This window comes from Enterocloster sp. 210928-DFI.2.20 (assembly GCF_020554465.1).
Taxonomy (GTDB): Bacteria; Bacillota; Clostridia; order Lachnospirales; family Lachnospiraceae; genus Enterocloster; species Enterocloster bolteae.
Window position 1 is genome coordinate 38,147 of record NZ_JAJCHK010000007.1, and the last position, 20,397, is coordinate 58,543.

Here is a 20,397-nt window from a genome sequence, read left to right on the forward strand (position 1 = left end):
TCTCCGGGCGGTAATTTTTTCATTTACTCTGAAAATGTGTCCAGGACAGTTGAAAATAGGAGCTTGAAACAATGAAGTTTGTAATTAGACATGAGATAAGGGGAAGGGTCAGGGTTCATTTTTATCAGAAGGATATGAGCATACGGCAGGCTGATTTGCTGCATTATTATCTCTGCACCCTTCCCGGAGTAAAAAATGTCAGGGTATATGAGAGAACAGCGGATGCCGCTGTGGTGTATGAAGGCAGCCGCAGGTGCATACTGGAGGGAATACAGAGGTTTTCTTATGATAGTGAGCGGATGGAAGAGCTGGTGCCGAAGAACAGCGGAAGGGCCCTGAACCGCGAATACAAGGAGAAGCTGGTCCGGAAAGTGGTGGTCAGGGCATTTGCCAAATCCTTTCTGCCGGCTTCTGTCAGAGCCGTCTATACGGCCGCCCACTCCGTCAGGTACCTGCTAAAGGGAGTCCGCTGTCTGCTCAGGGGCAAGCTGGAGGTGGAGGTTTTGGATGCCGCAGCGATTGCCGTGTCTGTCCTGAGACGGGATTTCGACACGGCGGGTTCTGTTATGTTCCTTCTGGGGATTGGGGAACTTCTGGAAGAATGGACCCGCAAAAAGTCAGTGGGCGACCTTGCCAGGAGCATGTCCTTAAACATTGCCGGGGTATGGCAGAATGTGGATGGGACAGAGGTTCTGGTTCCTGTTTCAAAAATCAGGGAGGGAGACCTGGTAACGGTCCATATGGGAAATGTGATTCCTCTGGACGGAGTGGTCGCTTCCGGGGACGCCATGGTGAATCAGGCTTCCATGACGGGGGAATCAGTGCCTGTCAGGAAGGAGGAGGGCTCCTACGTGTATGCGGGAACAGCCGTAGAGGAGGGAGAGATTACCCTGCGGGTGAGAACGGCTGCGGGCGACACCAGGTTTGAACGGATTGTGACCATGATTGAGGAGTCGGAGCAGCTTAAGTCCACGGCTGAGGGAAAGGCAGCCACCCTGGCGGACGCGTTGGTTCCCTGGAGTCTGGGCGGAACCATCCTTACGTGGCTGCTGACCCGCAATGTGACAAAGGCCCTGTCCATCCTGATGGTGGATTTTTCCTGCGCGCTGAAGCTGGCTATGCCCCTGTCTGTGCTCTCGGCCATGCGCGAGGCCGGCAGCTGCCATATTACGGTAAAGGGAGGCAGGTATATGGAGGCAGCGGCTGCTGCCGACACCATTATCTTTGACAAGACAGGAACCCTGACAAAGGCCAGGCCCCAGGTGGCGGATGTGGTGGTATTCAATGACATGGGAAAGGAAGAGCTGCTGCGCATTGCTGCCTGCCTGGAGGAGCATTTCCCCCACTCCATGGCTAAGGCTGTGGTAAATGAGGCAGTGAAGCGGGGGCTGGTCCACAAGGAGATGCATTCCAGGGTGGATTATATTGTAGCACACGGCATTGCCACCTATGTGGGAGATGAAAGGGTGGTGATTGGAAGCTATCACTTTGTGTTTGAAGATGAGGGATGCAGGATACCGGAGGATAAGAGAACGGTATTTGACAGCCTTCCCGTGGAATATTCCCACCTCTACCTGGCCATCGGAGGAAGCCTGGCAGCCGTTATCTGCATTGAGGACCCTCTGAGGGATGAGGCGGATGCGGTCATCGCCGCCCTTCACAGGCAGGGAATCACCAAGATTGTCATGATGACAGGAGACAGTGAGCGCACAGCCGCCGCTGTTGCCGGACGGGTGGGAGTGGACGAGTATTATTCGGAGGTCCTTCCCGAGGACAAGGCCCGGTTCGTGGACGAAGAAAAGAAAAAGGGCCGTAAGGTTATTATGATTGGCGACGGAATCAATGATTCGCCGGCCCTGTCGGCTGCTGACGCGGGAATTGCCATCAGCGAAGGGGCTGAGATTGCCAGGGAGATAGCAGATATCACCATCTCGGAGAACAACCTGTTCCAACTGGTGACACTGAGGGCTATCAGCCGGGCACTCATGGACCGGATTGACCGGAACTACCGGTTTGTTATCGGATTCAACCTGGGTCTTATTCTTCTGGGAGTGGGAGGCGTCATAACCCCGGCCGCATCAGCTATGCTCCACAATACATCCACTCTGGCTATCAGTTTAAAGAGCATGACCAATCTTCTGGATTGATTTTTGAAGGCGCGTACAGAAAAAAAATAAAATCCCCCTTCCTGTATTTTACAATTATTTTGGGAATGGAAGAGAGTAAATGGACATATGTTTATTTTCTGTCATTTATTGTGAAAAAAATTGTGCCGTATGCATAAAAAAACGGTATGTTTTTTGTGAAAAAGAAATAAACTGAACATAATTCTATTGCTTTTTTCTATGTTTGATGTTAAAATATAAACAAAGTTAATGACAGACCGGTTGATGAATTCGGGAGAGATTACCGCCAGGTAACGCCGAAGGGGATGCGCAAACTCTCAGGCAAAAGAATCGAATTCGGACGGGACTCTGGAGAAGGTCACTAAAATGTGAATACCGATGAAGCAACCGGCGGCATAGCAGCAACCGCGTCAGGGAAACTTTCAGGTAAAAGGACAGAGGCAGACATCTACGCTACGTTTATGTCTGTCTCTGTTTTTTTGCAATTTTGGGGACTTCTTCGTTACCTGCATTGCGAAAACTCTACCAAGGATATACCTTAGCTTAAGAGCTATCACAGCGGTAACGGCGGTCTGTGGTGGAAAGCGGCCAAGCATATCTGCGGAGAGCAAAAAACAGGAGGAACGTAGATTTATGACAATTATTACGGGGTTAGGATTACTATTATTGACGCTGGCAGCTTTCTCACTTTTCAGTATGAAGGCGCCCAAAGGTTCAGCGGCCATGTCGGGAATGGCCAATGCAGCAGTTGCAACTTTCCTTGTGGAGGCTGTCCACAGGTACATATCCGGAGATTTGCTTCACCTGGCATTCCTTGGGGAAACGGGCACCATATCGGGCAACATGGGCGGCGTGGCAGCGGCAATTATGGTACCGATAGGCATGGGAGTGAATCCCGTATTTGCAGTAGTTGCCGGTGTTGCTCTGGGAGGATACGGCATCCTTCCGGGATTTATCGCAGGATATGCAATTGGCTTCATTGCGCCGTTTATTGAGAAACACCTTCCGCCGGGCCTGGATTCCGTGCTGGGTGCTCTCATGATTGCACCGATTGCCAGATTCATCGCCTTCCTGGTGGATCCGGCTGTGAATGCAGCCCTGGCGCACATCGGCGGCATGATTTCGGCAGCTACAGAGCAGTCGCCCATTCTCATGGGACTTCTGCTGGGAGGGGTTATCAAGATGATTTGTACGTCTCCCCTCAGTTCCATGGCTCTTACCGCCATGCTGGGACTTACAGGACTGCCCATGGGTATTGCAGCTATTGCCTGCTTCGGCGGTTCCTTTACCAATGGTGTCATCTTTAAAATGCTCCACTTCGGGGATAACAGCAACGTGGCAGCTGTTATGATGGAGCCGCTGACACAGGCCCATATCATAACAAAGCATCCCATACCAATTTATTGTTCCAACTTTTTCGGGGGAGGCTTTTCGGGAGTGGCCGCCGCATTCCTGGGCATTATCAACAATGCCCCGGGAACAGCATCTCCCATACCCGGACTGCTGGCGCCCTTTGCCTTCAATCCGCCGTTAAAGGTACTTATGGCGCTGCTGCTGGCTGCCATCAGCGGTACCCTGGCTGGAATCGTGGGAGCCATAGTATTTAAGAAGAAGTATGATATGAAGCCGGAATTATCCGTCATTAATTCGTTTGAGGAGTAATAACGCAGCATGGGAACAGCCAGATGGGGAAACTTGTCTGGCTGTTCTTTTTATGTTTTTCGAAATAAACAATATTAATAATAATTATCAATATTGTTTATTGACAAAAGGGATTAGTTCTGGTAAAATATGAGTAAATTAGACAAAACTAACAACCGGGCAGCAGGCAATGGATTTCTGTTTCAAGGGTAACGGGATAGAAGGCAAGGCAGCAGTAAACCATCACAAAGACCAGGAGGAAACAATATGTCATTAATAGGAAAAGAAATCAGCGATTTTACAGTACAGGCCTATGCAGGCGGAGCGTTCAGGGAAGTGAAGAAATCAGATGTTTTAGGGAAGTGGGCTGTATTTTTCTTTTATCCCGCGGATTTTACATTTGTTTGCCCCACTGAGCTGGAGGACCTGGCGGATAAGTATGAGGACTTCAAGTCAGCCGGCTGCGAGATATACAGCGTATCCTGCGACAGCCATTTTGTCCACAAGGCATGGCATGACGCATCAAGGACCATACAGAAAATCAAGTATCCCATGCTGGCGGATCCCACGGGCAGTCTGGCCAGGGATTTCGATGTGATGATAGAGGCTGACGGAATGGCTGAAAGAGGAAGCTTTATCTTGAATCCGGAAGGAAAGATTGTTGCCTGCGAGGTAATCGCGGGAAATGTGGGCAGGAATGCGGACGAGCTGTTCAGACGTGTTCAGGCATCCCAGTTTGTGGCGGAGCACGGTGATCAGGTATGCCCGGCAAAATGGCAGCCGGGAGCAGATACTTTAAAACCGAGCCTGGAGCTGGTGGGGCTCTTATAAGCCGCCCTCTACAATATGGCAGGTCCCGGACAGATGGTGGATGAAGGGCTGAGAAAGTACGCTGCATTCATTGGTTTTGAGAAGTTTTTTCAAAAAAACATATAAAATGGTTTAATGAGAAAAGGTATCGGTTATATGTATTGACGGATGCCTTTTTTTGTACCATAATAACCATGTTATATAACAGTGTTATAATGATATGGGAAAAGGTTGGAGTGATTGTCATGGAGGACAGGTACAACGGTACGGTTACTGCCATATTGGAGGCAGGAAAGAAGGAATTTCTCACATATGGATATGAGAAAGCGTCGCTCAGGAGAATCGCAAAGGAGGCATCGGTGACAACCGGAGCCATATACGGTTATTTTCCGGGGAAGAAAGCATTGTTTGACGCGCTAACCTCAGATACGGCGGAGGAACTGCTGGATCTGTACCGTAAAGAGCACAGGGACTTTGCTGCGCTGCCGCCTGAACAGCAGCCAGCCAGGCTGAATGAGATTACAGAGCAGTACATACCCTGGATGGTGAATTATATCTATGATCATTTTGAGGTGTTCAAGCTGCTTCTTTGCTGCGGCGCCCAGGAAGCCAGGGACCGTTATTTTGACAGGCTGGCCGCGGTGGAGGAGCAGTCCTGCCGGGATTTTATAAAAGCTATGGAATCTTTGGGACATTCGGCTGAAGGAATGAGCAACACACTGATTCATATTCTGTGCAGGTCCTTTTTCCAGCAGCTCCATGAATTTGTGTCCCACGACCTGCCGAGAGAACAGGCAATTACCTGTGCTGTCACATTAAGCCGTTTTCAGCATGCGGGCTGGGTGCGAATCATGGAGTTGGGTGAGTAAGAGATGAGGCTTGAGGGCGGAAAGCCGGAAGGCAGAAGCCTGACAGCCTTATTTTTAAAACAATGAGTTAGTTGAAACTAACGAAAAGGAGGATGAAAAAGTGGATGGCAGCAGGAAACATATTATGACACGGCTTCCCGATACAGGTAAGGTGACTCTGATGACCTTTGCAGGGAAGTATAAATACCTTACAGTGACAGGATGCATTCTGTCAGGTATCAGCGCGGTTATAGCGCTGGTGCCGTATCTGTGCATGTGGAAGGTGATAAAGCTGGCGGTCCTGAACTGGCCGGGAGGACTGGCCGGCGGAACGCTGGTTTACTGGGGGTGGATGGCGGTGGCTTCCTCACTTCTGAGCATGCTTATCTATTTTGGGGCTCTTATGTGTACCCATCTTTCGGCCTTCCGGACAGCCAGAAATATGAAGACGGCTGCCCTTCACCACCTGGCAGAGCTGCCCATTGGCTATTTGAGGGGGACCGGAAGCGGAAAACTGCGCCGTATCATTGACGACGGGGCAGGACAGACAGAGACTTATCTGGCCCATCAGTTACCGGATTTGGCGGGAGCATTGGTGACGCCGGCGGCAGTGCTGGTACTTCTTCTGGTGTTTGACTGGAGATTTGGCCTTATCAGCCTCATTCCCATGGCGGTGGGTACATTTTTCCTCAGCAGGATGATGGGGACGGGAATGGCAGAGTGCATGAAGCAGTACCAGAATGCCCTGGAGGACATGAACAGCGAGGCCGTGGAGTATGTGCGCGGAATCCCTGTGGTAAAGACATTCCAGCAGAGCATTTTTTCCTTTAAGAGCTTTCATGATTCCATCATTCGCTATAAGAACTGGGCTGTGAATTATACCCTGTCCCTCAGAATTCCCATGTGCTGTTATTCGGTCAGCATCAACAGCATATTTGCCGTTCTCATACCTGCGGGCCTTCTTCTGGCAGGGGATGCGGCGGGCGGGCAGGGTTTTGTGACCATGGCCCTGGATCTGGTTTTCTATATCCTGTTTACACCTGTCTGCGTGACCATGATGGACAAAATCATGTGGACCAGTGAAAATACCATGGCTGCCAATGACGCGCTGGAGCGAATATTGAATGTTATCAGAGAGAAGCCTCTTTCTGAGCCCGCAGCTCCCAGGAAGCCTGAAAATCACAGGATTGAGATTAAGGACGTCTCGTTTTCCTATAACAAGGACGGTGTAAACGCTCTGGAGCATGTGTCTCTTACTGTGCCGCAGGGAGCCACCACAGCTATTGTAGGGGCTTCCGGAAGCGGCAAGACTACTCTGGTCAGCCTGATTCCAAGGTTTTTTGATGTGGACCAGGGAAGCATTTGTATCGGCGGTGTGGATGTGAGGGAGATGGAGACAAAAGAACTGATGAAGAGGGTCAGCTTTGTATTCCAGGACAGCCATCTATTTAAGGACAGTCTGATGAACAACATACGGGCGGCAAAACCGGAGGCAGATAAGGAGGAAGTCATGGGGGCCGTGAAGGCAGCCAGATGTGAGGACATTATTAAGAAGATGCCCCAGGGTCTGGATACGGTGGTTGGAACCAAAGGGGTGTACCTGTCGGGCGGTGAAATGCAGAGAATTGCACTGGCCAGAGCAATCTTAAAGGACGCTCCCATTGTGCTCCTGGACGAGGCCACGGCATTTGCCGACCCTGACAATGAATATCTGATTCAGCTGGCCTTTGAGAAGCTGGTGGAGGGCAAGACCGTGATAATGATCGCCCACAGGCTGTCTACGGTGTGCCGGGCTCACCGTATCTTCGTGATGGAGAAAGGCCGTGTGGCTGAACAGGGAAGCCATGATGAACTTTTGAAGGCCAGGGGGCTGTATGCAAAAATGTGGAAGGATTATCAGACATCAGCAGAGTGGAAGGTAGGTGGAAAGGCATGAGCAAGTATCTGCAGAAAAAATTCGCCTTGAGCGAACAGGGAGGAAGGGATTTGACAAAGGCCATATTTTCCTGTGCTCTCACCAATATGGGGCTGATATTCCCCATGGGCATCCTGTTCCTCTTTATGGAACGGCTTCTGGGCCCGTTGGTGGGGATTCAGGCTCCTTCCCTGGGAATGGCCGGGTATGTGGCAGCCTGCATTGTACTGCTGGTTATAATATTCATTTTCTGGAGAATCCAGTATGACGCCACCTTTGTGGCATCCTATACGGAAAGCGCCAATATGCGTATTCGTCTGGCGGAGAGGCTCAGAACCCTGCCCATGTCTTTTTTTGGAAAACGGGATCTGGCGGATTTGACCACCACCATTATGGCGGACAGCGCGTTTATTGAAAAGGCATTTTCCCATTTTATTCCTGAACTCATAGGGGCCTTCCTATCCACGGCGATCATAGGAGTGTGTCTTATGGCGGCTGACTGGCGGATGGGGCTGGCTGTGCTGTGGGTGGTTCCCATATCCTTTCTTCTGGCAGCAGGTACAAGACCCATGGTGGACCGGGTGGAGCGCAGGCAGAAGGGAAAGAAAATCGCTGCTTCGGACGGAATCCAGGAGTGCATTGAGAATATCCAGGACATCAGGGCCAACAACCAGCAGGAGGAGCATCTGAGGGGGCTGGACCAGAAGATTCTGAACGTGGAATCCATCACCATACGTCTGGAACTGTTAAACGGCACCATGGTCACAGCGTCCCAGATGTTCCTGAAAGTCGGCATGGCTACCACGGTACTGGCGGGAGCTGCTCTTCTGTCATCCCATTCCATCGGCTTTATGATGTTCCTCATGTTTATGGTGGCGTCCACCAGGCTGTACGGACCTCTTACCGGCTGTCTGCAGAACCTGTCGGCTGTGTACTCTGCTTTACTGGTGGTGGAACGGATGAAGGGGATTGAGGAGCAGCCTGTTCAGCAGGGAAGCAGGGAAGCTGCGTACGATGGATATGATATTGTATTTGACCATGTGGGATTTTCCTATAAAGAGGGGAAACAGGTTTTAAAGGATGTGTCATTTACAGCAAGACAGGGACAGGTGACAGCTCTGGTAGGGCCGTCAGGAGGCGGAAAATCTACCAGTGCAAAACTGGCTGCCAGGTTCTGGGATATTGACAGAGGAAAGATTACGCTGGGAGGTACGGATATCAGCGGGATAGAGCCGGAGACCCTGCTTAGAAGCTTTTCCATTGTATTCCAGGATGTGGTCCTGTTTAACAATACCATCATGGAGAACATCCGTCTGGGACGCAAAGACGCATCTGACCAGGAGGTGATGGAAGCGGCCAGGGCAGCCCAGTGTGAGGAATTTATTCATCGTCTTCCAAACGGATATGAGACCCGGATTGGGGAAAATGGTTCTGCCTTATCTGGCGGGGAACGGCAGCGGCTGTCCATTGCCAGGGCCCTTTTAAAGAATGCCCCCGTGATTCTCATGGATGAGGCCACGGCGTCTCTGGATGTGGAAAATGAGACTCTGGTACAGCAGGCCATATCCAATCTGGTCAAGAATAAGACTGTGCTGATTATTGCGCACCGGATGAGGACTGTGGCAGGCGCAGACCGGATTGTGGTGCTAAAGGATGGTTATGTGGCGGAGCAGGGTACGCCGGAGGAACTGTTGGAGAAGAAAGGGATATACCATCACATGGCAGAACTTCAGGGTAAGAGCCTGAACTGGAGTCTGTAAGCAGATGGTGAGAGGAAAGCCGCCGGGAATGGATGGAGTCCCGGCGGTGTTTTTTGACTTCCACAACAGCGGCACCCGTATTTTAAAAGATATTTGCTTGGTTTGTAATCGGGGATAGTCTTATGCAAACTTGATGGTTTATTGAGATATTTCGGCATTTGATAGAAATCTCCGGAAAACCGCCTGTCAGTTCACAGAAAATCCCCGGACCGTTCACAGAAAGCTCATGGTTTCCAGGATTTTTTTAAGGTTTGTTTCAGCTTGGGCTGTTAGGATAAAAGCCATAAAAGATGAAGGAGGCCATGTGTATGACTCAGGAAATATTCAAACGCTACGAGAAAAAATATATGCTCACCCAAAAACAGTATGATGCTTTGATGCCTGCTCTGGAAAGACAGATGGATACAGACCATTATGGGGAATATACCATATCCAATATTTACTTTGATACACCGGATTTCCAGCTGGTCAGACAATCCATTGAAAAACCGGAATATAAAGAAAAGCTGCGTTTGAGGGCATATGGGAAGGCGACGGACACCAGCGTGGTATATGCGGAATTAAAGAAAAAGTTTGACGGGGTGGTGTACAAACGCCGGATACCAGTGCCTCTCTGCCAGGCGAGAAAGTATCTGTATTATGGAATCCGGCGGATTGAGGAGAGCCAGATATTGAAGGAAATAGATTATGTTTTGAATCGGTATGACTTAAAACCCGCGGCTTTTGTGGCCTATGACCGGGCGGCATATTACGGAAAGGGCAATGAAGAATTAAGAATTACCTTTGACCGGAATATTTGCTGCAGGTGCAGCGGACTGGATCTGAAGAATGGAGTTTATGGAACAATGCTTTTGGATAAGGACCAAATTCTGATGGAGGTGAAAATTCCTGGGGCGATGCCGTTATGGATGAGCAGGCTTTTTTCCGATATGGGGCTTTTTCCGGTGTCTTATTCAAAATATGGTGCCTATTATAAAGAGTACCTGTATCAAGGGATATTTATAGAGGGAGGTAGAATCTGTGCTTGAGAGTGTGTTGACAGAAACTGTAAATACCGGTATTACAATGGGACAATTTTTACTCTGTACCATTACATCAGTAATGCTGGGGGCAGTGCTGGCTGTGGTTCATACATACAGGAACCAGTATTCCAGAAGCTTTATTCTTACTCTGGTCCTGCTGCCTGTTATGGTCCAGACCGTGATCATGCTGGTAAACGGAAACCTGGGTACCGGAGTGGCGGTCATGGGAGCGTTCAGTCTGGTACGGTTCAGGTCCTTGCCCGGCAATGCAAGAGAGATTGGAAGTATATTCCTGGCCATGGCTCTGGGTCTGGCCGCTGGAATGGGGTATCTGGGAACCGCTATGCTTTTGATGATTGTGTCTGGCGGAATTACCATCCTTTTGATATCCCTTCCGGCAGGCAGGGCCGGGAGAAAGGAATTGAAAATTACGATACCGGAAAATCTGGACTATTCAGGGATTTTTGACGATATATTTGCGAAGTATACTAAAAAGTCAGAGCTTGTGCGGGTCAGGACCGTGAATATGGGCAGTCTCTATGAACTGTGCTACCAGGTGGATTTAAAGTCGGAATTTATTGAAAAGAACATGCTGGATGAAATACGGTGCAGAAATGGGAACCTTACCATTGTCTGCGGCCGGCTGCCGGATGGCAGGGATGAATTATAGGAGGATAATCATATGGGCAGAAATGGACTGAAATACAGGAAACTTAAGATATTTGGAATAGCGGCCGGACTGGCCGGTGTTCTGTTTCTTGCCGGATGCACAAAGACAGCCGGGCAGAATGGGAGTAAGGCGGGAGCCGCTGGAACATCGGAAACAGCAGGCATCCAGGAAGCGGCAGGGACGCAGGACACAAACCGGACAGATGCAGACAGTTCCTTTGGTGATGGAGAGGAAACACGAATCACTGGAAATGGAACAACAGTGGCCATTGAAGGGACAGGGGCTGCGGCTGACGGGGCCAATGTCACTATTTCATCTTCCGGAACATACCGCCTGACAGGAAACATTACAGGGGGAGGCGTGGTGGTGGACGCGGGAAAGGAGGATGAAGTATGTCTGATACTGGACGGCGTTTCCATTACAAGTGCGGATTATTCCGCAATCTATGCCAGCCAAAGCGGACTTCTGACCATTGTCCTGGAGGATAGGACAGAAAACAGGGTATCTGACGGAAATACATATACTTATCCACAGACAGGGGAGGACGAGCCGGATGCAGCCATTTTCAGCAAGGATGATGTGGTATTTGAGGGGAACGGCATGCTGACAGTCAGCGGTAATTATATGAATGGTATACGGGGAAAGGATCGCCTTACCATTAATTCCGGTACCTATGTCATTGAGGCGGCGGAAGATGGCGTGAAAGGAAAGGACGCCGTAGAGGTGAACGGCGGAGAGATTACCATTACAGCAGGCAGCGACGGGATACAGTCAAATAATAATGGGGAAGAAGACAAGGGATATGTGAGAATCACCGGAGGAACCACGGCCATCACTGCAGGAAAGAAAGGAATACTGGCCGAAACGCTGGTTGAGGTTACAGGCGGCATCATTGACATAAATGCTCAGGATGACGGTATACACAGCGGCAAGAATGTAAGGTTGTTCTCAGGTGAGCTGACGCTGTCCGCAGGCGACGATGCAGTTCACAGTGATAATCTGGTGGAAGTCTCAGGCGGAACCATAATCGTGGAACAAAGCCGCGAGGGACTGGAAGGGCTCTGTTTGGAAATCACTGGAGGAACCATTCAGATTAACTCAGAGGATGATGGAATTAATGCAGCCCGGGGTACAGATACATCCGGCGGTCCAAATGCAGCCGGCGGTTCTTTTGGTGCAACAGAAGGGGCTTATATCCGTATTACGGGAGGAAACGTGAAGATCAATGCTTCCGGGGATGGTATAGACTCCAATGGAGACCTGTATCTGGAGGGAGGTACCGTCCTCGCAGAAGGCCCGGCAGAAGGGGGAAATGGTGCTTTGGATTACAATGGTACGGGAACCATTTCAGGAGGAACCATATTGGCTGTGGGAAGTGCGGGAATGTTCCAGACGTTTTCTGAGAATTCATCCCAGCCCATGCTGATGGTTTACTTTGATGAAATGCAGGATGCCGGAACAACCATATCAATAAAGGACGGGCTGGGAAATCAATTGACGGAAACAGAGATTTCAAAGCCCTTTGAGGCTCTGCTTTTCAGCTCGCCAGAATTAAAAACAGGGGAGACTTATTACATAGAGGCCGGAGAACAGGATATTCAGATGGCGGTGGATGGCATCCTGAATCAGTATGGCACGCCTTCCAGCGGAGGTTTTAGAAGAATCCCAGGCGGTGGAGAAGGAAAGTTAAAAGAAAGGCCGGGAGCAGGAACCGGGGAGGAAAACTTCGGAAGAACACAGGAAGGTAGAGAAGGAGAGAATGCTGGAGGAAGCCGGGAGGGAAGGCGGAAAATGCAGCCGGAAGCGGGAAACGCAGATAATATTGGCAGTGAATCAGAATCGGAAGGAGCCGGAAATGTTTCCGGCAAAGCCTCCGTTGTTGTAATACAGGAGACTTTGCTGGCGGGGAATTCGCCGGAAGAGAGCTTGCCGGAAGGTATCCATGTTCTGGGAAGCAGCGGTAGCATGGAGTAAGCCGAAGCCTTGAAGCATGCCGGGTGGCCGGGAATACTTTCTTATTCCTGTATGGGCAGCCGAACTATAAATGAGTTTGTTGCGAAACCATCCGTGCTGGCCTCAATCTTTCCTCCATGCTCAGATACAATGCTTTGGGCAATGGAAAGTCCGAGGCCGTAGCCGGGGATATTGCTGCGGGCAGTGTCTCCGCGGTAAAAGCGGAGAAACAGGTGTTTGATTTCTTCTTTCGTGAGAGGCGCCCCCTCATCTGAGACAGTGAGGAGCGCCTCTTTTGCGCTGGTCTTTTTCAGGGTAACACAGATGGAGCCGTTATCCTGACTGTATTTGCAGGCATTGTCAAGGAGAATGTCTGTCAGCTGCCGGAGTTTTTTATCATCTCCATTTACATGAAGTGCAGCTTCGATATCATAGGTGATGTGTTTACCCATGTCAAAAGCCAGAGGCTCAAAGGCCATAAGACTGCTGTTTACAATAAAGCTCAGGTCAACTGGTGCGCAGACCGCAGACTCCTGTCCTGAGTCACTCCGGGCCAGGGCGAGAAGGCTTTCTATCAGCTGTTTCATCCGCAGGGACTCAGCCTTTATATGGCTTATCCGCTGCCGGTTTTGTCCCTTCGGTATATCGCGGTCTTTTTCAAGCATATCGGCATTGGAGAGGATGACGGTGAGAGGTGTTTTTAATTCGTGAGAGGCATCCGCAACAAACTGGCGCTGCCGCTGCCAGGCAATCTCCACTGGTTTCACAGCCCATCCGGAGAGAAGGATGGAGAACAGGAAAAAGACAGCAAACGAACTTGCTCCGATAATGGAAGAGTGAATCACCTGCCAATAGAGTGAATTCTGTTCCTCATATATATCGGCGAATACATACCGCACTGTTTGGTCAGGCTTGGTTTTTCCCCGGAGAAAACGCAGGTGCAGGTCTTTTAAGGTACCGGACTCACCGCCCTTGCTTTCCGCCAGGGATATCAGGGTTTCGGCCTCCTGGCTTTCTATATCTGGAAGCTGGTTCTTTACTACAGTATAGTTGCCCTGCCTTATATCAACCACCATCAGAGGAAGTTCCTGCCTGCGGGGGCGGGAGGGAGGACGCTGGCCCGCAGAGGGCGGCTGCCCTGCCTGTTCCCGCATACTGCCCGGATAATTTTCCAGCATGGCGGAATGCAGGGTGCCCATGCTCCGCTGAACGTAGTTTGCTTTTGTTGTGTAGTACAGCGTTATGAAAATGACGGCCAGCAGAAAAGCGACAATGGTCATCATGATGGCTGAAAATTTCCATCTGAGTTTTCGTATCATAGGGACACCCCCAGCTTATATCCAATGTTTCTCATGACGGAGATAGAAACACAGGATCCCAGCAGCGAGAGTTTCTTGCGCAGAAATGATATGTAGGCCTCCACACTGTTGGAATTCACATTGGCGTCATATCCCCAGACCTTAAGGAGTATGGTTTCTTTGGGGAGATACTGACTGCTGTTTTGTATCAGCAGGCTCATTAGTTCCAGTTCCTTGGCGCTTAAAGACACACTGTTTTCTCCGCAGATAAGTTCAGGCATGGAGGGTGTGAGGATAAGGTCGCCAAAGGTCAGAGTGTCGGGCGCAATATCTCCGTGGCGCCTTAGCACGGTGCGCAGACAGGCCAGGAATTCTTCGGTGGCAAATGGCTTTGTCAGATAGTAGTCGGCTCCGGCATCTAATCCCCTCACCCGGTCCGAAAGCTCCGACCTGGCAGTCAGCATGAGCACCGGCGTCATGTTGCGGGTGCTTCTTAAGTTTTTCAGAACCTTATATCCATCCATTCCGGGAAGCATCACATCCAGGACAATGGCATCGTAAATGCCGGTTTGTGCAAGCTCCAGTCCCTCTGCCCCGTCATGGGAGACATCTGTATAATATCCTGCCCCGCCTATCATGTCAGCCAGAGTAAATGCCAGCCGTTTCTCATCTTCAATCACTAATATGCGCATGGAATCCCTCCTGTGGTTCATTGGAATAAGTCTATTATAACATGAAGCCTGGGGAGGGAATTTTGAACTTTGTGTGAAACATGTATGTTAGTTAAGGATATAGTTTTTCTGTATCAGCATATGAGGAGTGGAGTGAATTTGAAGTATTATGGTGAAAGATTAAAGGAAGAAAGTTGGAAGGGGACAGGACTGAAAAAGGCTGCAGACTTTTAAATCCGCGGCCTTTCCAAGCTCGTATCATATATCAATCTCACCTCTACGGAAGCAATACATAGAGTGCGGCAGCCACGGAACAAATCATAAAAAATGTCCCGCTGACCCGGATAAATGTCAAATAAAGACCGGTTGGCCCTACGCCGTCCACTGCGAAAATATGTTCAACCTCCCAGAGATATTCCGGCTTTATAATCATGGCCAGACCTAAAACAAATAAAGGAATCAGACCCAGATAATCCATCGCAACCTCCTTGAAATTATGGTATCATATCCATGCAATCAGGATATGTATGTTTCATAAACAGAGTATATCATATAAAAAATGGAATATAGCGATATTCATGAAATGGAAATAGAATCTTAAAGATGGAATAAAAATAGAACAAAAAAAGTAATAATTTCTCAGTTTTCGATCTGATGAATGAATATAATTCATTGACTTTTGTTCAATGGAGTGATATTCTATGTATATAGCAGACGGTCAGCTTGTTGGGAAACAGGTATGGAACCCTGCTGACTAACGAAAACAGAGTATTAAGCAGAAGGATTCTGTTCAGAAAAGGGGAGATTGACAGATGGAACGCAAGACAGCCAGAATATCCAAGGAACCGGAGGTCCGCAGACAGGAAATATTGGACACGGCCATGTCTGTTTTTATGGAAAAGGGGTATGAGGCAGCTACCATGAGAGATATTGCGGCAGCCATGCATGTGGTGCCGGGACTGTGTTACCGGTATTTTGAGTCCAAGCAGATGCTGTATGATACTGCAATTGAGCAGTATGTAAAGGATATTACGCATACCATGATTGAACGTCTGAAAGAGAAGGATGATTCGCTGGATGGTTTCCTGGACAAAATGGAACAGCTGTTTATTCAAACAGATGGAAAGGAAAAGTATCATCATTTTTTTCATAAAAAGGAGAATCACGATCTTCAGATGCTTATGTCGGTTAAGCTGTGTGAGACCATTGAACCGTATATGGAGGAAAAGCTGCGGGAGATGAATGAAAATGGAATCACGAGGGTTGGGAATATACTGCTGACAGCGTCATACATGCTCTTTGGCGCGGTTCCTGTCCTGGAGAACGATGGATTGTCAACGGCTGAGAAAGCGTTGGGCATCCGCATGATTATGAAATGTATTTTAGAAGCGTAAGCGCGCTTGGAATGGTAAATAGGACGGCAGATAAGAGAAGGATTCCCGTTGCCGGTGTTTCGGGAATTTCTTTTTTTAAATAATGAATGAACAATGTTCATTTAATCAAGGAGGCGGAAGATTGAAACATTATGCACTGATAACAGGGGCAACCAGCGGTCTGGGGCTGGCTTATGCCAAGTGGTTCGCAGGAAAAGGATATGATTTAATCATGACCGGCAGGAGAAAAGAAGTGATTGAAAGGAGAGCTCAGGAAATCAGGGATAAGTTTGCGTGTAAGGTAATTGTGATACTGGTAGATCTTGCTCAGGAGGACGGGGTAAGAAAGCTGCTTGCATCGTTAGAGGGAAGGGAGATTCATGTACTGGTGAATAATGCGTGCTTTGGTTTCAGAACCTCATTTAGTGATACGGATATAGATGGATTGAAGCGTCTTATTTATCTTCAGACAATTGCTGTGGCAGAAATCACCCATTATGTCCTGAGAGGAATGAAAGAGCGAAATAAAGGCATTATCATTAATATTTCGTCGGACGGGGCATTTGCAGTGGTGCCAGGCAATGTCACCTATGCCGCTGCAAAACGCTTCATCGTCACATTGACTGAAGGGCTTCACATGGAGCTCATGGGCACGGGAATCCGGGTTCAGGCCGTGTGTCCGGGCTTTGTGGATACGGATTTTCACGAAAATAACGGAATGTATGTGGATAAGACGAGAAAGGGTATGTTTGGATTCCGTCAGCCTGGGGAGGTAGTGGATGAGGCCATGAAGGAGTTTGAAAAAGGCAGTATTGTCTGTGTACCTGATAAGGCCGGAAAACTTGTGAAGGCCATGGCAGAGTATATGCCAAAAAAGATGTATTACCGGTTTGCAGATGATTTTGTGAATAAGAATATCCGGAAGAACTGACAGTCACAAATGCCGACAGAAGATCTGCTAAGAACAGAAAACCTTTTTAAACAGAAAACCCAATAAAACAAGCAGAAAAACCAATAAAACAAACTTATGAAAAGGCGCCCATTACAGCTGACTGCCAGCGGTTATGGGCGCCTTTTGCGTGAAAACCTTCTTAAATAATAAATTTGAACTTGTCACCAATGCAGAGCTGGCGGCAGAGGTTCGTAATCGTGTTATCCACATCGTGTATAACGCTTTCTATCCTCAAAAGGGGGTACCCGCTTGAAATTCCCAGGGCTTTGGCTTCTTTTGAGGTGGCGAATACGATGTCCAGGGTTTTTTGGGAATGGTCTAAAATTATATTATGTTTTTTCAGAATCTCATACAGGGAACTGTCGTTTAAATTTTCGCTGAATAAAAAGGAAAAAGACTCAGGAAATTTATTCAGCTCTAACTGGACCGGTTTTCCGTCAGCATACCGTATTCGCTCTAACACCAGTATCTTTTCGTCCTTGTCTAAGGACATCAGCTCCATCTCTTTTTCAGTGGGATCCTCCAGGGCTATTTTCGTGATCTTGGCACCGGGGGATGCATTCATCATACGGCACATGTCGGTGAAGCTTAAAACCCCATTGGTGATACCCCGCTGAATCTTTTTTTCTGCGACAAATGTTCCCTTCCCGGATTTGCGGTAAAGATAACCTAATTCAGATAGTCCGGCCAGAGCTTTCCTGACCGTGACACGGCTTACATTATATGTTTCGCTTAATTCGTTCTCTGTGGGAAGCCGGCTTCCGGCAGGCCGCTCGCCGGTTTCTATCTCTTTCTGCAGCTTTTCCTCCAGTTGCTTGTATAGAGGGGTAGCAATTGTATTATTTAGTTCCATATATATCCTCCGCGTTACCCTTAAGTTATAATACTCAGTTATATTATAATACAAATTGGCCTGATTGTATATAATTGCAAAAAATTAAATTTGTTATTGACAATAAGTATTATATTGTATTATCATAAACATAGAAACAATTAAAAACAATATGCAAAGGAGATTTGAGACAATGGCATACTTTGGCGCGGATATCAAAAATATTATTGCTGAAATTTTGGAAGCGAAGAAATCAAAGGGCGGGGTAAAGAACCTGTATTTTGTGGGATGCGGAGGGTCACTGGGAGCTCTTTATCCGGCTAAGACATTTATGGAGAAGGAGTGTGCTTCCATAAAATCCGCCTGGATTAACAGCAATGAATTCGTTCACAGCACCCCCAGGGACTTTGGGGAAAATTCTATCATTTGCCTGGCATGTCACAAGGGCAATACACCGGAAACCATTGAGGCAGCAAAGCTGGGAAAAGAAAAGGGAGCTGCTGTCATTGTTCTGACCTGGCTTGAGGAATCGGAAATTATAGAATTTGGCGACTACATCATCCGTTATGCGTTTGACGCCAGCCCGGACCATCTTAAAGGCGATATTGACTATGCGGGGGAGAAAACCATATGTGCTCTTTTGGTGGCGGTTGAACTGACTGCGCAGACAGAAGGCTATGAAAACTATGACAAGTTCCAGGAGGGCCTGGGCATGATTAGCAATATCATTAAGAATGCACGTGCCCATGTTGCAGAGAGAGCCCTGGAGTTTGCCGAAACGTATAAAAACGATCCTGTAATCTATACCATGGGAAGCGGGGCTGCTTACGGCGCTGCCTATATGGAGAGCATCTGTATTTTCATGGAAATGCAGTGGCTGGATTCCAGCAGCATCCATACCGGAGAGTATTTCCACGGTCCGTTTGAGATAACAGATGCAAACCGTCCGTTTATGCTTCAGATTTCGGAGGGCTCCACCCGTCCGCTGGATGAACGGGCCTTAAAGTTCCTTCGTACCTATGCAAAAAGGATTGAAGTCCTGGACGCAAAGGAGCTGGGCCTTTCTACCATTGATGCTTCTGTGGTGGATTATTTTAACCACTCCCTGTTTAATAACGTATATCCAATCTACAACCACGCCCTTGCAGAAAAGCGTGAGCATCCGCTTGTGACACGCCGCTACATGTGGAAAGTGGAGTATTAAGCTACAGCGAAAAAACGATAAGATATTCATTCCCGCGAAGGCAGCGTGCCGGAGTATTTTTTAATACGCTTTAAGCCGTATACGGCCCGGATCTCTGCCCGCGGGGCCCAAACCCCGCAGCGTACTGCGGGGTATTTTGCTCTACAAGGAGGAAAATGTATGAAAATTTCTCAGCTCTGCGCAGCGAATTACCATTACAAACGATATACGCTGGATTACTTCCTGGATTCCGCAAACCGTCTGGGATTCCAGTCTGTTGAACTGTGGGCTTCCGGGCCTCATCTGCATCTGGAGGATTTTGATGGGGGACGTCTGCGTGAATTAAACAGGACCATTAAGGACCATCACCTGAAGATTGCCTGTTTTACGCCTGAGCAATGTGTTTATCCCATCAGTGTCTCCCATCCGGATAAGAGATACCGTGACAGGACCGTGGATTTCTTTCAAAGGCACATAGAGGCGGCGGTGTGCCTGGATTGCAGCTGCATGGTGGTATCCACCGGGTTTGCCTATCTGGATGTGAATGGGGAAGATGCCTTTAAATGGGCTGCGGATTCATTTTCGCAAATCTGCCGGAAAGCGGAAAGCGAGGGCGTTACCCTGGCTCTGGAACCATTCACAAAATACAGCACTCATATCTGCAATGAGGCAAGCCAGCTCCTTCGCCTGCTGCGCACGGTGGGAAGTCCGGCCCTCAAAGGCCTTGGGGATACGGATGTGATTGCCACCACGGGAGTGGATACATTTGAAACATTCATCGGAATTCTGGGAAGGGAGAACCTGGCCCATGTACATTTCGTGGACGGAAATCCCGGCGGGCACCTGGTTCCGGGAGATGGAAACCTGAATCTGGACCAGGCGCTTCATACCCTGGAAGCCTTTGACTACAAGGGGTATCTGGGGCTGGAAATACTGGACAGGAGATATGTCATGAATCCGGAAGATGCCATGAGAAGGGCGCTTGCATGGTATTCAGAGCGCATAGGATAATGGACTGATGATGGAAGACGCGAAAAAACGGCGGCAGACAAATGGTTAGGGGACAAATGTATTTAAATGTATTTAAACATATTTGTAATGGCGATATATTTGATACAGGCCAAGATGTATAATATGCACAAAAATAATGCTGAAAACTGTGTATTATATACAAAATGATAAATAGCAATTGACAAATCTATTAAATGAATATACTATTGTATTAGATACAAAACAATACAGAACAATACAAAGAAATACAAAACTGAATTGCTTTTGTATTACCAAGAATGTGCGCACCATTCTTAAAACAAAAGATTGAATCATTTCTTAGACCATAAAGG

At 48.4% G+C, this 20,397-nt stretch carries 17 protein-coding genes and 2 riboswitches; of the genes, 13 read left to right on the forward strand and 4 right to left on the reverse strand.

Features of this window, described 5'->3' with window-relative positions:
- Positions 1-71 precede the first annotated feature (71 nt).
- The 9 genes from LI015_RS08780 to LI015_RS08820 all read left to right on the forward strand — a co-directional run bounded on the left by LI015_RS08780 (position 72) and on the right by LI015_RS08820 (position 12,766).
- Positions 72-2,147 (forward strand): heavy metal translocating P-type ATPase, encoded by a 2,076-nt coding sequence (locus tag LI015_RS08780; RefSeq protein WP_227124595.1) that lies wholly within the window; start codon positions 72-74, stop codon positions 2,145-2,147.
- A gap of 240 nt (positions 2,148-2,387) precedes the next feature.
- Positions 2,388-2,469, forward strand: a riboswitch (glycine riboswitch).
- Position 2,470: 1 nt separating this feature from the next.
- Positions 2,471-2,568, forward strand: a riboswitch (glycine riboswitch).
- Between the two features lie 191 nt (positions 2,569-2,759).
- The gene (locus LI015_RS08785) at positions 2,760-3,788 is read left to right on the forward strand and encodes a PTS sugar transporter subunit IIC (RefSeq protein ID WP_002565566.1); all 1,029 of its coding nucleotides are present in this window, start codon (positions 2,760-2,762) and stop codon (positions 3,786-3,788) included.
- Between the two features lie 246 nt (positions 3,789-4,034).
- Positions 4,035-4,598: an alkyl hydroperoxide reductase subunit C gene (ahpC, locus tag LI015_RS08790; protein WP_002570621.1), complete on the forward strand. Its 564-nt coding sequence runs from the start codon at positions 4,035-4,037 to the stop codon at positions 4,596-4,598.
- A 224-nt stretch (positions 4,599-4,822) separates the two neighbouring features.
- Positions 4,823-5,446, forward strand: coding sequence for a TetR/AcrR family transcriptional regulator (locus LI015_RS08795; RefSeq protein ID WP_002565564.1), 624 nt, complete (start codon positions 4,823-4,825; stop codon positions 5,444-5,446).
- A gap of 100 nt (positions 5,447-5,546) precedes the next feature.
- Complete coding sequence (locus LI015_RS08800; RefSeq protein ID WP_002576139.1) at positions 5,547-7,361, forward strand: ABC transporter ATP-binding protein; 1,815 nt, start codon at positions 5,547-5,549, stop codon at positions 7,359-7,361.
- Entirely contained in the window at positions 7,358-9,100 is a 1,743-nt protein-coding gene (locus LI015_RS08805; protein ID WP_227124596.1) for an ABC transporter ATP-binding protein, read from the forward strand. Before LI015_RS08800 ends, LI015_RS08805 begins: the two co-directional genes overlap by 4 nt.
- Before the next feature lie 308 nt (positions 9,101-9,408).
- Positions 9,409-10,128: a polyphosphate polymerase domain-containing protein gene (locus tag LI015_RS08810; RefSeq protein ID WP_002576137.1), complete on the forward strand. Its 720-nt coding sequence runs from the start codon at positions 9,409-9,411 to the stop codon at positions 10,126-10,128.
- Positions 10,121-10,792, forward strand: a complete 672-nt coding sequence (locus LI015_RS08815; RefSeq protein ID WP_002576136.1) for a DUF4956 domain-containing protein — start codon at positions 10,121-10,123, stop codon at positions 10,790-10,792. Before LI015_RS08810 ends, LI015_RS08815 begins: the two co-directional genes overlap by 8 nt.
- A gap of 12 nt (positions 10,793-10,804) precedes the next feature.
- A complete protein-coding gene (locus LI015_RS08820) occupies positions 10,805-12,766 on the forward strand; it encodes a carbohydrate-binding domain-containing protein (RefSeq protein WP_227124597.1) in 1,962 nt (653 codons plus the stop codon).
- A 41-nt stretch (positions 12,767-12,807) separates the two neighbouring features.
- Here the strand turns inward: LI015_RS08820 and LI015_RS08825 are convergent, their stop codons facing one another.
- The 3 genes from LI015_RS08825 to LI015_RS08835 all read right to left on the reverse strand — a co-directional run bounded on the left by LI015_RS08825 (position 12,808) and on the right by LI015_RS08835 (position 15,192).
- Positions 12,808-14,064, reverse strand: coding sequence for a sensor histidine kinase (locus LI015_RS08825; protein WP_002570613.1), 1,257 nt, complete (start codon positions 14,062-14,064; stop codon positions 12,808-12,810).
- Positions 14,061-14,735, reverse strand: coding sequence for a response regulator transcription factor (locus tag LI015_RS08830; protein WP_118018525.1), 675 nt, complete (start codon positions 14,733-14,735; stop codon positions 14,061-14,063). The genes LI015_RS08825 and LI015_RS08830 overlap by 4 nt, the downstream gene beginning before the upstream one ends.
- A 256-nt stretch (positions 14,736-14,991) precedes the next feature.
- On the reverse strand, positions 14,992-15,192 hold the full coding sequence (locus LI015_RS08835; protein WP_002570611.1) for a DUF6199 family natural product biosynthesis protein: 201 nt from the start codon (positions 15,190-15,192) through the stop codon (positions 14,992-14,994).
- A gap of 334 nt (positions 15,193-15,526) precedes the next feature.
- On the opposite strand from LI015_RS08835, the gene LI015_RS08840 reads away from it, so the two are divergent.
- Together LI015_RS08840 and LI015_RS08845 are read left to right on the forward strand one after the other, a co-directional pair.
- Positions 15,527-16,108 (forward strand): TetR/AcrR family transcriptional regulator, encoded by a 582-nt coding sequence (locus LI015_RS08840; RefSeq protein WP_227124599.1) that lies wholly within the window; start codon positions 15,527-15,529, stop codon positions 16,106-16,108.
- 121 nt (positions 16,109-16,229) lie between these two features.
- Positions 16,230-17,018 carry an SDR family NAD(P)-dependent oxidoreductase gene (locus LI015_RS08845; RefSeq protein ID WP_195638180.1) on the forward strand — a complete coding sequence of 263 codons (789 nt, stop codon included), beginning with the start codon at positions 16,230-16,232 and terminating at the stop codon, positions 17,016-17,018.
- Between the two features lie 160 nt (positions 17,019-17,178).
- Here LI015_RS08845 and LI015_RS08850 read toward each other — a convergent pair whose 3' ends face one another.
- Entirely contained in the window at positions 17,179-17,892 is a 714-nt protein-coding gene (locus LI015_RS08850) for a GntR family transcriptional regulator (RefSeq protein ID WP_002565544.1), read from the reverse strand.
- Between the two features lie 172 nt (positions 17,893-18,064).
- Here LI015_RS08850 and LI015_RS08855 point away from each other — a divergent pair, with 172 nt between their 5' ends.
- Together LI015_RS08855 and LI015_RS08860 are read left to right on the forward strand one after the other, a co-directional pair.
- Complete coding sequence (locus tag LI015_RS08855; RefSeq protein WP_002565543.1) at positions 18,065-19,075, forward strand: SIS domain-containing protein; 1,011 nt, start codon at positions 18,065-18,067, stop codon at positions 19,073-19,075.
- 159 nt (positions 19,076-19,234) lie between these two features.
- Positions 19,235-20,065 (forward strand): sugar phosphate isomerase/epimerase family protein, encoded by an 831-nt coding sequence (locus LI015_RS08860; protein WP_227124601.1) that lies wholly within the window; start codon positions 19,235-19,237, stop codon positions 20,063-20,065.
- Positions 20,066-20,397 lie beyond the last annotated feature (332 nt).

Coding starts and splice junctions, on each gene's coding strand:
- LI015_RS08810 (WP_002576137.1), top strand. CDS start 9,409: ATGACTCAGGAAATATTCAAACGCTACGAGAAAAAATATATGCTCACC.
- LI015_RS08835 (WP_002570611.1), bottom strand. CDS start 15,192: ATGGATTATCTGGGTCTGATTCCTTTATTTGTTTTAGGTCTGGCCATG.
- LI015_RS08825 (WP_002570613.1), bottom strand. CDS start 14,064: ATGATACGAAAACTCAGATGGAAATTTTCAGCCATCATGATGACCATT.
- LI015_RS08805 (WP_227124596.1), top strand. CDS start 7,358: ATGAGCAAGTATCTGCAGAAAAAATTCGCCTTGAGCGAACAGGGAGGA.
- LI015_RS08850 (WP_002565544.1), bottom strand. CDS start 17,892: ATGGAACTAAATAATACAATTGCTACCCCTCTATACAAGCAACTGGAG.
- LI015_RS08785 (WP_002565566.1), top strand. CDS start 2,760: ATGACAATTATTACGGGGTTAGGATTACTATTATTGACGCTGGCAGCT.
- LI015_RS08795 (WP_002565564.1), top strand. CDS start 4,823: ATGGAGGACAGGTACAACGGTACGGTTACTGCCATATTGGAGGCAGGA.
- LI015_RS08840 (WP_227124599.1), top strand. CDS start 15,527: ATGGAACGCAAGACAGCCAGAATATCCAAGGAACCGGAGGTCCGCAGA.
- LI015_RS08830 (WP_118018525.1), bottom strand. CDS start 14,735: ATGCGCATATTAGTGATTGAAGATGAGAAACGGCTGGCATTTACTCTG.
- LI015_RS08855 (WP_002565543.1), top strand. CDS start 18,065: ATGGCATACTTTGGCGCGGATATCAAAAATATTATTGCTGAAATTTTG.
- LI015_RS08780 (WP_227124595.1), top strand. CDS start 72: ATGAAGTTTGTAATTAGACATGAGATAAGGGGAAGGGTCAGGGTTCAT.
- LI015_RS08860 (WP_227124601.1), top strand. CDS start 19,235: ATGAAAATTTCTCAGCTCTGCGCAGCGAATTACCATTACAAACGATAT.
- LI015_RS08820 (WP_227124597.1), top strand. CDS start 10,805: ATGGGCAGAAATGGACTGAAATACAGGAAACTTAAGATATTTGGAATA.
- ahpC (WP_002570621.1), top strand. CDS start 4,035: ATGTCATTAATAGGAAAAGAAATCAGCGATTTTACAGTACAGGCCTAT.